16 protein-coding genes are annotated in these 12,665 nt (G+C 67.5%); 3 read left to right on the forward strand and 13 right to left on the reverse strand.

Going from position 1 to position 12,665, the window contains the following annotated elements; genetic code table 11:
- Nucleotides 1-91 precede the first annotated feature (91 nt).
- From ptsP to PEM_RS03290, 13 genes are all read right to left on the reverse strand, one after another.
- Nucleotides 92-1,861, reverse strand: coding sequence for a phosphoenolpyruvate--protein phosphotransferase (gene ptsP / locus PEM_RS03230; RefSeq protein ID WP_070490160.1), 1,770 nt, complete (start codon nt 1,859-1,861; stop codon nt 92-94).
- 2 nt (nt 1,862-1,863) lie between these two features.
- The gene (locus tag PEM_RS03235) at nt 1,864-2,133 is read right to left on the reverse strand and encodes an HPr family phosphocarrier protein (protein WP_005408385.1); all 270 of its coding nucleotides are present in this window, start codon (nt 2,131-2,133) and stop codon (nt 1,864-1,866) included.
- Nucleotides 2,126-2,518 (reverse strand): hypothetical protein, encoded by a 393-nt coding sequence (locus PEM_RS03240; RefSeq protein ID WP_005408386.1) that lies wholly within the window; start codon nt 2,516-2,518, stop codon nt 2,126-2,128. The genes PEM_RS03235 and PEM_RS03240 overlap by 8 nt, the downstream gene beginning before the upstream one ends.
- A 418-nt stretch (nt 2,519-2,936) precedes the next feature.
- Nucleotides 2,937-3,821: an RNase adapter RapZ gene (gene rapZ / locus PEM_RS03245; RefSeq protein WP_005415554.1), complete on the reverse strand. Its 885-nt coding sequence runs from the start codon at nt 3,819-3,821 to the stop codon at nt 2,937-2,939.
- A gap of 27 nt (nt 3,822-3,848) precedes the next feature.
- Nucleotides 3,849-4,799 carry an HPr(Ser) kinase/phosphatase gene (gene hprK, locus PEM_RS03250; RefSeq protein WP_005408388.1) on the reverse strand — a complete coding sequence of 317 codons (951 nt, stop codon included), beginning with the start codon at nt 4,797-4,799 and terminating at the stop codon, nt 3,849-3,851.
- Nucleotides 4,796-5,248: a PTS sugar transporter subunit IIA gene (locus PEM_RS03255; RefSeq protein ID WP_111126888.1), complete on the reverse strand. Its 453-nt coding sequence runs from the start codon at nt 5,246-5,248 to the stop codon at nt 4,796-4,798. Before PEM_RS03255 ends, hprK begins: the two co-directional genes overlap by 4 nt.
- Before the next feature lie 21 nt (nt 5,249-5,269).
- Entirely contained in the window at nt 5,270-5,587 is a 318-nt protein-coding gene (gene raiA / locus PEM_RS03260; protein WP_005415556.1) for a ribosome-associated translation inhibitor RaiA, read from the reverse strand.
- Nucleotides 5,588-5,645: 58 nt separating this feature from the next.
- Nucleotides 5,646-7,067, reverse strand: coding sequence for an RNA polymerase factor sigma-54 (locus PEM_RS03265; protein ID WP_005415557.1), 1,422 nt, complete (start codon nt 7,065-7,067; stop codon nt 5,646-5,648).
- A 40-nt stretch (nt 7,068-7,107) separates the two neighbouring features.
- Entirely contained in the window at nt 7,108-7,827 is a 720-nt protein-coding gene (gene lptB, locus PEM_RS03270; RefSeq protein ID WP_005415558.1) for an LPS export ABC transporter ATP-binding protein, read from the reverse strand.
- Entirely contained in the window at nt 7,827-8,393 is a 567-nt protein-coding gene (gene lptA / locus PEM_RS03275; protein WP_005415559.1) for a lipopolysaccharide transport periplasmic protein LptA, read from the reverse strand. Before lptA ends, lptB begins: the two co-directional genes overlap by 1 nt.
- A 101-nt stretch (nt 8,394-8,494) precedes the next feature.
- Complete coding sequence (gene lptC / locus PEM_RS03280) at nt 8,495-9,070, reverse strand: LPS export ABC transporter periplasmic protein LptC (RefSeq protein ID WP_005415560.1); 576 nt, start codon at nt 9,068-9,070, stop codon at nt 8,495-8,497.
- Nucleotides 9,067-9,615, reverse strand: a complete 549-nt coding sequence (locus tag PEM_RS03285; RefSeq protein ID WP_065177942.1) for an HAD hydrolase family protein — start codon at nt 9,613-9,615, stop codon at nt 9,067-9,069. Before PEM_RS03285 ends, lptC begins: the two co-directional genes overlap by 4 nt.
- A 66-nt stretch (nt 9,616-9,681) precedes the next feature.
- Nucleotides 9,682-10,683 (reverse strand): KpsF/GutQ family sugar-phosphate isomerase, encoded by a 1,002-nt coding sequence (locus tag PEM_RS03290; RefSeq protein WP_005415562.1) that lies wholly within the window; start codon nt 10,681-10,683, stop codon nt 9,682-9,684.
- Nucleotides 10,684-10,737: 54 nt separating this feature from the next.
- Here PEM_RS03290 and PEM_RS03295 point away from each other — a divergent pair, with 54 nt between their 5' ends.
- The 3 genes from PEM_RS03295 to PEM_RS03305 are packed head-to-tail and all read left to right on the forward strand — an operon-like array spanning nt 10,738 to nt 12,575.
- Nucleotides 10,738-10,968, forward strand: a complete 231-nt coding sequence (locus PEM_RS03295) for a BolA family protein (protein WP_005408396.1) — start codon at nt 10,738-10,740, stop codon at nt 10,966-10,968.
- 21 nt (nt 10,969-10,989) lie between these two features.
- Entirely contained in the window at nt 10,990-12,261 is a 1,272-nt protein-coding gene (murA, locus tag PEM_RS03300; protein ID WP_065185828.1) for a UDP-N-acetylglucosamine 1-carboxyvinyltransferase, read from the forward strand.
- Entirely contained in the window at nt 12,258-12,575 is a 318-nt protein-coding gene (locus PEM_RS03305; RefSeq protein ID WP_065185829.1) for a hypothetical protein, read from the forward strand. The genes murA and PEM_RS03305 overlap by 4 nt, the downstream gene beginning before the upstream one ends.
- Nucleotides 12,576-12,665: the final 90 nt, after the last annotated feature.

Consider the following 12,665-nt stretch of genomic DNA (forward strand, 5'->3'; position numbering starts at 1 on the left):
CTGCTTCTGCGGATCGAATCTGCGTCGGGCCAGCGGCCAGCGGTTCCACATGTTCCGCCGGGCCATGCCAGGCGAGCGCGTAGCGCGCAAATCAGGACGCGTCCGCCACCAGCGCCAGCCAGCGTTCGATGGCGCGGCGGTCGCGCGCGGTCAGCAGCTTCGGCGCGCGCGCGCGCAGCACGGACAGGTCGGCTTCGCGTATCGCGCGGCGTACCTCCAGCAACGTACCCGGATGCAGGCTGAACTCGCTCAGGCCCAGCGCCAGCAGCAGCGGGGTCATCCGGGCATCACCGGCCATCTCGCCGCAGACCGCCACCGGGATGCGGTGACGCGCGCCGGTCTCGATCACCATCTGCAGCAGCCGCAGCACGGCCGGGTGCAGCGGTGAATACAACTCGCCCAGCGCCTCGTTGTTGCGGTCGGCAGCCAGCAGGTACTGCACCAGATCGTTGGTGCCGATCGACAGGAAATCGACCAGGTCGATGAAGCTCTCCAGCGCCAGCGCAGCGGCGGGGACTTCGATCATCGCGCCCAGCGGTACGTGGTCGGACACCATGTGCCCTTCGCCGCGCAGCTGTTCGGTCAGTTTGAGCATGCGCCGGCGCACGGCCAGCAGCTCCTCGCGGGTGCTGACCATCGGCACCAGTACGCGCAGCTTGCCGTATGCAGACGCGCGCAGGATCGCGCGCAGCTGGGTGTCGGCCACTTTCGGCCGTGCCAGCGACAGGCGCACCCCGCGCAGGCCGAGTGCAGGGTTCTCTTCGTTGCTCAGGGTCAGGCCGGTACGGTCGGCCTTGTCCGCGCCCAGGTCCAGCGTGCGTATGGTGACCGGCCGCCCGCTCATGCCCAGCGCGGCATCGCGGTAGGTCTGGAACTGCTCTTCTTCGTCCGGCAGCTCATTGCGCTGCAGGAACAGGAATTCGGTGCGGTACAGGCCGAGCCCCTGCGCGCCCAGTGCATGCGCCTGGGTCACGTCTTCCAGCGATTCGGCATTGGCCAGCAGGGCAATGTCGACCTGGTCGCGGGTACGGCTGGGCTTGCTGCGCAGGCGGCCGAGCTCGCGCTGCTCGCGCGCATGTTCCTTCAGCCGGACGCGGTAGTCCCGCAGGTTGTCGGCCTGCGGGTTGACGGTGATGCTGCCGTCGGCGCCATCGATGATCAGCACATCGCCATCGGCGATGCGGCTGAGCAGCTGCGGCACGTTGACGATCAGGGGCAGGTGCAGGCTGCGCGCCAGGATCGCGCTGTGCGACAGCGCGCTGCCGGCGGCCGTGACGATGCCGACTACGCCCTGTGCCTGCAGCTGCGCCAGCTCGGAGGGCGCGATGTTGTCACAGACCAGGATCTCGCCGGCCAGGCCTTTCACTGCCGACGGCCGTTCGGGTTGCAGGAAGGCGTGGATGCGCCCGATCACATGGTCGAGATCGTCCATGCGGCTCTTCAGATAGGCATCGTCCATGCCATCGAAGACCTTGGCCAGGCGGTCGCGCTGCAGGCGCAAGGCATAGCCGGCGCTGTACGGGCCACTGCGGATCAGCTCGTCCAGGCCGTACAGCAGCTCGGGGTCGTCCAGCAGCAGCGCGTGCAGGTCGAGGAACTCGCCCACTTCCTGGTTCAGGGCGCCATGCAGGCGCTGGCGCAGCTCGTGCATTTCCGTACGCGCGGCATCCAGCGCCCGGTGCAGGCGCGCCAGTTCGGCCTCGACCTGGTGGGCGGCCACGCGCTGCTCGGCCACCTCCAGCGCATGCGGCAGTCGCACGCGTGCCCGGCCCATCGCCGTTCCTCGCGCGGCGCCGTGGCCGGCCAGCAGCTGTACCGGCCGTTGGCCGGAAGGGACCTGGCTGGCGCGTGCGCGCGGCACGCTCAGCTGTCCTCGTCGAAGCGGCGTTCGAACAGGCCGACCACCGCTTCCATCGCGGCGGCTTCGTCCTCGCCGTTGATGCGCACGGTGACCGGGGTGCCCTGGCCGGCGGCCAGCAGCATCACGCCCATGATGCTCTTGGCGTTGATCTCACGGCCCTTGGCGGCCATGGTCACGTTGCAGCGGAACGGCGCCAGGGTCTGCACCAGCTTGGCGGTGGCCCGGGCATGCAGGCCCAGGCGGTTGCTGACGGTGAGTTCTCGTTCAAGCATCGTCGACTATCGCTCCATTACGGGTACCCGCCGCGGCTGTGGCAGGCAGTTGATCCAGTCCCTGTTCCGGATAATTCATCACCCGCAGCAACATCGGCAGGCTCAGCGCCGATACCCGGCGAACCGGGGTCCCCAGCCGGGCCAGCTGCCCGGCAAGGTTGGCGGGGCTGGCGCCGTACAGGTCGGTCAGGATCAGCACGCCGTCACCTCCATCGACCCGCCGCAAAGCGGCCGAGGCGAGCGGGAGCAGGGCGTCCAGGTCTGCGTCGAACGGTACTTCGAAAGCTTCGGTTTTCAGCGGCAACTGCCGCAGGAGCCGGGTCGCCACGTCAAGCAGGGCGGTCCCGACCCCGGGATGTGTTACGAGGAGAATGCCACAGGTCATTACTGCACGTTAACAGGTCAAGGTGAATCGGCGATAGCAGCAGATGAGGGGTACTGTGTCCCGTATTCAGTGTTGCTCGGGTCGGGGCCCTTTTTCATTGAAAAAGGGATCCGACCCCATGCGTTTTTCGATGCCTGGCAGCGATTCATCCACGCATGGCGTGGATCTACCGTGTCGACCAAGGTCGACACCTACCAACAGCGCACGGAATCTGTCAGAGGCGGGGCAATGTGGGTAGGCAGGACCGTTGGCGCCATGGATGGCGCCATCGAGCCCCCATGGACGGGTTCACGGCGTGTCCTGCCTACCCACACCGCCCCGCCATCCCACGGAATGCCGCTTTTGCTGTTTCTGTTGCTGTTGCCGGCCAGCGGCCGGCACTACCAACGGGTGCCGGCCGCAGCCCGGCCGACCACCCTCAATCCTGTTCGCGGTGGTAGGTGGCCACGTCCTGCCAGCCCATCTCGCGGGCGTGCCGGGCCATGCGCTCGGCCAGGAACACCGAGCGGTGCTTGCCGCCGGTGCAGCCGAACGCCACGGTCACGTAGCTGCGGGTGCCATCCCCCAGTTTCGGCAGCCACGTATCGAGGAAATCCATCAGCTGGGCCAGGTAGCGCTGCACGTCCGGCTGCGCTTCCAGGTAGTCGCGCACGCCGGGTTCGCGGCCGCTCAGCGCGCGCAGGTCCGGGTCCCAGTGTGGGTTGGGCAGCACCCGCGCATCGAACACGAAGTCCGCCTCGGCCGGTACGCCGCGCTTGTAGGCGAATGATTCGAACAGCAGCGACAGGCCAGTGGCATGGTCCATCGCGAACTCGGTGATGATCCGCCGCCGAAGCTGGTGCACGTTGAGGGTGCTGGTATCGATCACCGCATCGGCCTCGCGGCGCAACGGTGCGGTCAGCTCGCGCTCGCGGGCGATCGCTTCGGGCAGCGACAGGCCCAGCTGGCTCAGCGGATGGCGACGACGGGTGTCGGCGTAGCGCTTGAGCACCGTTTCGTCGCTGGCCTCGAAGAACAGTACCTTCACTTCCACGCCGGCGTCGGTGGCCAGCTGCCGCCAGTCGCCCAGCTGGCTCAGGTCAGCCTGGCCGCGGACATCGATGCCTACGGCCAAGCGGCGCGGTGCGCTGCCGTCGTGGTTGGCCAGCAGGCTGCGCACGAAATCCGGCAGCAGGTGGATCGGCAGGTTGTCCGAGCAGTAGTAGTCCTGGTCCTCGAAGGTCTTCAGGGCGACGGATTTACCCGAGCCGGACAGGCCGCTGACGATGATCAGGGTCGGGGCGGTGGGGATTGCGGTGCTCATGGACAGGCTCTTCGAGGGGCAGGAGGATCAGGGAGTTCGCCGTTCCAACAGGTTGCTGTGGCGGGCGATGAACATGGCCGCCGGGTCAATGCCCTTGGTGCGCAGGATGTGCAGGCGGGTGGCGGCTTCGGTCAGCACGGCCAGGTTGCGGCCGGGCATCACCGGCAGGGTGATCAGCGGAACGTCCAGATCCAGCACATGGCGGGTGCCCGAGTCGCCGGTCAGGCGCTCGTAGCCATGCGGGGTGGGTTCGGTCATCGGCTTGGTCAGGTGAACGATCAGCCGAAGGTACTTGTTCTTCTTTACAGCCGTGTCGCCGAACATCTCGCGCACGTTCAGCACGCCCAGGCCGCGCACTTCCAGCAGGTCCTGCAGCAGTTCGGGGCAGGTGCCGTCGAGCACGTCCGGGGCGATCTGGGTGAACTCGGGGGCGTCGTCGGCGACCAGGCGGTGACCACGGCTGAGCAGTTCCAGTGCCAGCTCGCTCTTGCCCGACCCGGCCTCACCGGTGATCAGCACGCCAATGGAATAGATCTCCATGAACACGCCGTGCAGGATCACCCTCGGCGCGAGCGTGCGCGCCAGGTGGTAGGACAGGTGGTTCAGCAGTTCGTGGCCGCGCTTGGGCGACAACCACAGCGGCGTGCCGGATTCATCGGCGGCGGCGCGCAGGTCTTCGGGGCAGGCCTGGTTGCGGGTCAGCACCAGCGCAAGCGGGTGCGACTGCATGATCTTTTCGATGGTCTCCCAGCGCTGGCGCGGTTCCAGCGCATCCAGCCAGGACAGTTCCTCGGTGCCCAGGATCTGCACCTTGTTGGGATAGATGGCGTTGAGGTAGCCGGCCAGCGAGGGACGCCGCGAGACCGTGTTGCCGGCCTCCAGCTCGCGCTTCTCACCGGATTTGCCGGCGGCCCAGCGCAGCCCCAGCCGCTCGCGCTGCTGTTCGAACAGTTCACGGGCGGTGATGCTGGTATTCATGCGGCGCTCGCAGGTGGGGTCATGTCCAGCGCCTCGCGCAGGGCCCGGGCATCGCCGGCTTCACGCAGGGCCTGGCGGATATCCGGCGCGGAAAACAGCTCGGCCAGCTCGGACAGCAGCATCAGGTGCTGGTGGGTGTAGTGGGCCGGGACGGCCATCGCGAACACCAGGTCCACCGGCTCATCGCCGCCGAAGTCGACCGGGGTCGCCAGGCGCAGCAGCGCGCCACGGGGGCGGTCCAGGGTCGGTGCGCGGCCGTGGGGGATGGCGATACCGTGGCCGATCGCGGTGCTGCCCAGGGCTTCGCGCTGGCACAGGTTCAGATAGATCTGTTCGGCGTTGGCCTGGCGGCAGGCCAGCAACCCGGCGGCGGCCTGCAGGACGCTGTCGCGGTCGGTGGCCGCGCAGAGCTGGGTCTGCACGGCCGCCAGGAGGTCAGTCAGGGGCATGTCTGCGGGGAACGGTGGCGATCAGCCACCATTGTCACCCACCGGCAGCGGTGCGTGCTGCTGTTTTTTCTCCTTGTGCTTGATGACCAGGCGGTCAAGCTTGTCCGCAAGCAGGTCGATCGCGGCATACATGGTCTGGCCGCCGGCCTCGGCGTGCAGGGTCTGCCCCGGGATGTTGAGGCTGGCGTCGACGTGGTGTTCGGTCTTCTGCAGCTTGAGGGTCACCCGCGCTTCGCAGTGCTGGTCGAAGTGTTTTCCGATCCGGGCCAGCTTCTCCTCCACATAGGACTGCAGGGCCGGGGTGACTTCGACGTCTTTGCCAAACGTTTCGATGCGCATCGGGTTTCTCCTGTGTTCGGATGTGCCAATGAACCTCTCCGCCGGGCGCGGCGGCGTGTCAAGCGATTCTGACCCTTTCGTGCGAGGCGGAGATGTTCATGGCTTCACGATACTTCGCCACGGTGCGTCGCGCTACTGGAATTCCCGACGATTTGAGCAGGTCAGCCAGCTTGGCGTCAGAAAGCGGCTTGCGCGGGTTTTCGTCGTCGATCAGGCGCCGGATCATCGCCTGGATGGCGGTGCTGGACGCCTCGCCACCGCCTTCGGTATCGATGCCCGAGGCGAAGAAGGCACGCAGCGGCAGCGTGCCGCGCGGCGTGCGCACATGCTTGCGGGCGATCGCGCGCGACACCGTCGACTCGTGCAGGCCCAGTTCGGCGGCGATCTCGCGCAGGGTCAGCGGACGCAGCGCCTGTTCGCCGAACTCGAGGAAACCGGCCTGCTGGTGGATCAGGCTGCGCACCACCCGCAGCAGGGTTTCACCGCGCTGCTGCAGGCCCTTCAGCAGCCAGCGCGCCTCCTGCAACTGGCCACGCAGGTAGCCGGCGTCGGCCTCGCCACAGCGGCGGATCAGCTGTTCGTAGCCACGGTGGATCACCACCTTTGGCCCGGCATGGGCGGCCAGCGCCGCGCGCCAGATGCCGTTCTGCCGCCACACCACCACGTCGGGCACCACGTAGGTATCCTGCGAAAGCGGTGCGATCTGCGTGCCCGGGCGCGGGTCCAGCGAGCGCAGCAGCGCCACGGCAGTCTCGACCTCGTCTAGCGGCTGCTTCAACTCATGGGCAAGCCCGGCGACGCCGCTGCGCGGCAACCGTTCCAAGGGGCCTGCGGCAATCTGCCGCGCCAGGATCAGGCCGGGCGTGTCGCCGGCCAGCACATCCAGCTGCAGCAGCAGGCATTCGCCCAGCGTGCGTGCAGCCACACCCACCGGATCGAAGCGCTGGATGCGATGCAGCACGGCGAGGATCTCGTCCTCGTCGGCGTGGATCGCCGGCAACAGGGTTTCAGCGATGGTGGCCAGCGGCTCGCGCAGGTACCCGTCGTCGTCCAATGCATCGATCAGTGCCGCGCCGATGCTGCGATCACGCGAGGACAGATGCGACAGATGCAGCTGCCACAGCAGATGGTCGGCCAGTGTTTCGGTTTCGGCTACGCGCTCGGCAGCGCTGCCGTTGTCGTCGTCATCGTCGAAGCTGCCGCCACTGCCGGCAGCGCTCCAGTCGAGCTCGGCCGGTGCCCAGTCGTCGCCATTGTCGGCGCGTTCGGCCGGCGTGTCGGCGTCCGTGTTGTCGCCGCCTTCATTGGCGGCACTGCTGTCGTTGCTGTCGGCCCAGTCCAGCAGCGGATTGCTTTCCACGGCCTGGGCGATTTCAAGCTCCAGCTCGGTCGTGGACATCTGCAGCAGCTTGATCGCCTGCTGCAGCTGGGGGGTGAGCACCAGCTGCTGTCCCAACGATGTCTGCAGCCGAGTCTTCATGCCTGTGCCGAACGGAAGGAAAGGGACCCAGCACCTGCGGTCACAGCTTGAAGGAATCCCCAAGGTAGACGCGACGTACGTCAGCGTTGTCCAGGATCGCCTCCGGCGAGCCCTGGGCCAGCACGGTGCCCTCGGCGAGGATATACGCGCGGTCGCAGATTCCCAAGGTCTCGCGCACGTTGTGGTCGGTGATCAGCACGCCGATGCCACGCTGCTTGAGATGGGTGACGATGCGCTGGATTTCGCCCACCGAGATCGGGTCGACACCGGCAAACGGTTCGTCGAGCAGGATCAGGCGCGGCTGCGCGGCCAGTGCGCGGGCGATCTCGCAGCGACGACGTTCGCCACCGGACAGGCTGGCACCGAGCTGGTCGGCGACATGGCCCAGCTGCAGCTCGTCGAGCAGGCTGTTCAATTCGCGTTCGCGGCCGGCCGAATCCAGGTCTTCGCGCAGTTCAAGCACCAGGCGGAGGTTGTCGGCCACGGTCAGCTTGCGGAACACCGACGGCTCCTGCGGCAGGTAGCCCACGCCCTGCTTGGCACGGGTGTACATCGGGTCGCTGGTGATGTCCTTGCCGTCGAGCACGATGCTGCCTGCATCCGCAGCGACCAGGCCGACGATCATGTAGAAACAGGTGGTCTTGCCGGCACCGTTGGGGCCGAGCAAACCGACCACTTCACCGGCGTCGAGGGTCAGCCCGAAGTCCTTGACGACTTCGCGCTGCTTGTAGCGCTTGCGCAGGCCCTTGGCGACGAGCATTACTTCTTGCTCCCCGCCGGCTTGGCCGGCGTGCTGGCCGGAGCCGCTGCCTTGGGTGCGGCGGCCGGCTGTGCTGCCGCGTTCTTGTTCTTCGGCGGAATGACGGTGCGCACACGGCTGCCATCACCACCGGAGTTCATCTCCCCGGTGCGGGTGTTGTAGACCATGCGCTGGCCGGCATTGGTGCCGCGCGCGCTGGTGACCTTGTAGTTGCCGGTCAGGGTGATGATCTCGGTCTTGATGTCGTAGTCGATGCGATCGGCCACCGCGTCCATCCAGGTGCCATCGTCGAGCTGCTGCTTCATCGTGGCCTGCTTGCCGGTGAACACCGCACGCACGGCTTCGCCATCCTTCAGGTAGATCTCGGCTTCGGACGAGCGGAGGTCCAGCGTGCCCTGGGTGACGGTCACCCCCTGCGACAGCACGGTCTTGCCGTCGCCGGTCAGCACGCCCGACTGGGCGCCGGATTCGATGTTCATGTTCTCGTTGCGGTCGGTGGACTTGGCAAAGGCAGCGCTGGGAACAAGGAGACCGAGCGCGAGTACGGCTGCAAAGGGAATCTTCATCGGGGTCCGTTCTACCGGTGGGGCCGTCCGGAAAACCGGCGGCGGGTGGGGGGGCTGCCGTCCTTGCGCCGGTCCGGGGACGTCGCAGGAGGGCGGCGGAATCAGCGTCGGGGCGTGTAGCGGCCCTTGGACTGGCTGAGGAAATGATACGTGTTGTTCTTGGAATCCACCTCGAAGCCAACGCCGGACTGTTCCATGCCGGGGCGGGTCATGGTGACCCGCGCATCGGTGCGGGCACGGTTCTCCTTCGGGAACACGTCCAGGTGGTCGGTGCGGAACGTGGTCGGCACCACGCCCGGATCGGCCGGGCTGTCGCCAGCGACATTGCCACGCAGCTTCATTTCGTCGCCCTTGGCGCTGAGCCAGCCGGTCTCGGCGCGCAGGGTCCAGTGCTTGCCATCCTTGTCCGGCATCTCGAACAGTGGGGTGGCGATGTTGATGGTCTGGTCGCCACGCTGGCGTTCCAGCCGCGGTGCGCGCAGGGTGGTCGATTCCTTGCCCTGCTCATCCAGCGCGACGATCTGGAAGTCGTGCAGGATGTAGTCCACGCCGGCGTCCTGGCCGGCAGTGGCCGGGCCCTTGTCGCGGTTGCGCAGGGCGGCCCAGCTGCTGAGCAGGGCCGCCAGCAGCAGGCCGATGCCGAGCACGGTGCGCCAGTTCAGGGTGGGCAGGTTCATGCGCCGAACCTCGCCAGCACCGCGTCCACATGGCCCTGGGCGGCCAGCAGGATGTCGCACAGTTCACGGGCGGCGCCACGTCCGCCATCGGCGCGGGTCTGCCAGTGCACGCGCTCGGCGATCCACGGGTGGGCGTTGGCTGGCGCCACCGCCAGGCCGACCGCGCCCAGCGGCGCCAAGTCCGGCAGGTCGTCGCCCATGAAGGCCACCTGCTCCAGGCCGATGCCATGCTGTGCGCACAGCGTCTGCACGCTGGCCAGCTTGTCGCCCACGGCGATCTGGGTGTCGATGCCGAGGTCGGCGCCGCGCTTGAGCGCGGACTGGCTGTTGCGCGCGGTGATCAGCACGGGGTGGATGCCGTGCTGCTGCAGCAGTTTCAGGCCCAGACCGTCCTGCACGAAGTACGCCTTGCTCTCGTTGCCGTCCTTGTCGTAGTACAGCCGACCGTCGGTGAGGGTACCGTCCACGTCGAAGCAGGCCAGGCGGACGCGGGCCGCAGCGGCATGCAGGTGGGCGGGGAACGCGGGCAGCGGGGACCAGGGCATCAGGCGATCAGGCTCGGTGGGGGCGGGTGGGGCATTACAGACTGAATGGGGTCTACGGACTGTCGGTTAAACCACCCGGGCCCGCAACAGGTCATGAATGTTCAGGGCGCCGACCGCACGGCCCTGGCCATCGACCACGATCAGGCCGTTGATTTTCTGGGTCTCCATCTGCCGCGCGGCCTCTACGGCCAGCTGGTCGGCACCGATGGTGCGCGGGTTGCGGGTCATCACATCGGCGATCTTCGCGGTGCGCACGTCCAGCGCGCTGTCCAGCGCCCGGCGCAGGTCGCCGTCGGTGAACAGGCCGATCAGCACGCCATCGGCGTCGACCACGGCGGTCATGCCGAGCCGCTTGCGGCTCATTTCCACCAGCGCCTCGCTGAGGCTGGCATCGGCGCCCACGCTGGGCAGGTCCTCGCCGGTATGCATGACATCGGTGATGTGCAGCAGCAGGCGACGGCCGAGGCTGCCGGCCGGGTGCGAGCGGGCGAAGTCGTCGGCGGTGAAGCCGCGTGCGTCAAGCAGGGCTACGGCCAGCGCATCGCCCATCGCCAGCGAGGCGGTGGTGCTGGAGGTCGGCGCCAGCGCCAGCGGGCAGGCCTCGGCCGGCACGCTCACATCCAGGTGGATGTCGGCGGCCGTGGCCAGGCTCGACTGCGGGCGGCCGGTCATGGAAATCAGCACGTTGCCCTGGCGCTTGAGCACAGGCAGCAGCATCAGCACCTCATCGGACTCGCCCGAATAGGACAGGGCCAGTACCACGTCGGCTTCGGTGATCATGCCCAGGTCGCCGTGGCCGGCTTCGCCGGGATGCACGTAGAACGCCGGTGTGCCGGTGGAGGCCAGGGTGGCGGCGATCTTGCGGGCAATGTGGCCGGATTTGCCCATGCCGGTGGCGACCACCCGGCCGCGGCTGGCCAGGATCGCCTCGCAGGCCTGCTGGAAGGCCTCGCCAAGGCGGTCGGCGACGGCATCCAGCGCCTGCCGCTCGATCTCGAACACGCGGCGGCCACTGGCGACCAGGCCGGCAGGGTCGACGGAACGGGGGGGCAACAGGGATTCGGCCATGCGGACGCCACGCAGCGGAAGTAGAATGGAGGCACATTTTATTAGGAAAGCCCGTTGGACGCCGACACCATCCGCAATCTGATCGAAACCGGCCTGCCTGGCGCCCGCGCCGACGTGCAGGGCGATGATGGCGTGCATTTCGAAGCGACCGTGGTCTGCGAGGCGTTCGCCGGCAAGATGCCGCTGGCCCGCCACCGCATGGTCTATGCCACGCTGGGCGACCTGATGGGCGGCGCGATCCACGCGCTGGCGCTGAAAACCGTGACCCCGGCCGAAGCCGGCTGAACCGCAGAAGATCCCGAATACATGGCCAAGATCGTTGTGACCGGCGGCGCTGCGCTGCACGGTGAAGTGAGCATCTCCGGCGCCAAGAACGCCGTCCTCCCCATCCTCTGCGCGACCCTGCTGGCCGATGAGCCGGTGGAGATCACCAACGTGCCGCACCTGCACGACGTGGTCACCACTGTCAAGCTGCTGGGCGAACTGGGTGCCAAGGTCACCATCGACCAGGGCACGCTGTCGCGTGGCAGTGCGATCGTGGTCGACCCGCGCTCGGTCAACCAGCATGTTGCACCGTACGAGCTGGTCAAGACCATGCGCGCCTCGATCCTGGTGCTGGGCCCGCTGCTGGCCCGCTTCGGCGCGGCGGAAGTGTCGCTGCCCGGCGGCTGCGCGATCGGTTCGCGTCCGGTCGACCAGCACATCAAGGGCCTGCAGGCGCTGGGTGCCGAGATCGTGGTCGAGAACGGCTTCATCAAGGCCACTGCCAAGCGGCTGAAGGGCGGCCATTTCACCTTCGACATGGTCAGCGTCACCGGCACCGAGAACGTGCTGATGGGCGCGGTGCTGGCCGAAGGCACCACCGTCCTCGACAACTGCGCGATGGAACCGGAAGTGACCGATCTGGCGCATTGCCTGATCGCGCTGGGCGCGAAGATCGAAGGCCTGGGCACTGCCCGCCTGGTCATTGAAGGCGTCGAGCGCCTGTCCGGCGGCCGCCACGAAGTGCTGCCCGACCGCATCGAAACCGGTACCTTCCTGGTCGCTGCGGCGATGACCGGCGGCAAGGTCACGGTCAACCGTGCGCGCCCGAACACCATGGACGCGGTGCTGTCCAAGCTGGTCGAGGCCGGCGCGAAGATCGAGACCACCGAAGACACCATCACCCTGGACATGCAGGGCAAGCGACCGAAGGCGGTCAACCTGACCACCGCGCCGTACCCCGCATTCCCGACCGACATGCAGGCGCAGTTCATGGCGCTCAACTGCGTGGCCGACGGCGTCGGCGTGATCAACGAAACGATCTTCGAGAACCGTTTCATGCACGTCAACGAATTGCTGCGCCTGGGCGCGGACATCCAGGTCGAAGGCCACACCGCCATCGTGCGTGGCAGCGAGACCCTGAGCGGTGCGCCGGTAATGGCCACCGACCTGCGTGCCTCGGCCTCGCTGATCCTGGCCGGCCTGATGGCCAGCGGCGAGACCACCATCGACCGCATCTATCACCTTGATCGTGGCTACGAGAACATCGAAGAGAAGCTGTCTTCGCTCGGCGCCACCATCCGGCGCGTGCCATGATCCTGCGCGGCAAGTTCAGCCCGCGCCGCAAGGCGCTGCTGGCCCTGGTGCTGATCGTGCTGGCGTGGCTGGGCTATGCCTGGTACGCCAACATCGCCATCACCCAGGGCATCGAGCAGAAGGACATGGACTGGAACGGCGACGGCACGGTCTCGCGTGACGAGATCATCGAATCGTTCTACGCGGTCGCGGTGAACGACAGCCAGGACGGCAACCGCCATTGCCGCACCTTCATCTGGCGCAGCACCGGCGAGCAGATCCGCGTGGACTGCCGCACCGAGTTCAAGCCGGCCGCGGCCGAGCAAAAGAAGTAAGAACAACGCCCGCGAAAGCGGGCGTTTTTTTACGGTAGATCCACGCCATGCGTGGATGAAGGCGCCGGGTCGCTGTCGGGGTCAGAGCCC

Source organism: Stenotrophomonas sp. Pemsol (assembly GCF_003586545.1).
In the GTDB taxonomy this organism is placed as follows: Bacteria; Pseudomonadota; Gammaproteobacteria; order Xanthomonadales; family Xanthomonadaceae; genus Stenotrophomonas; species Stenotrophomonas sepilia.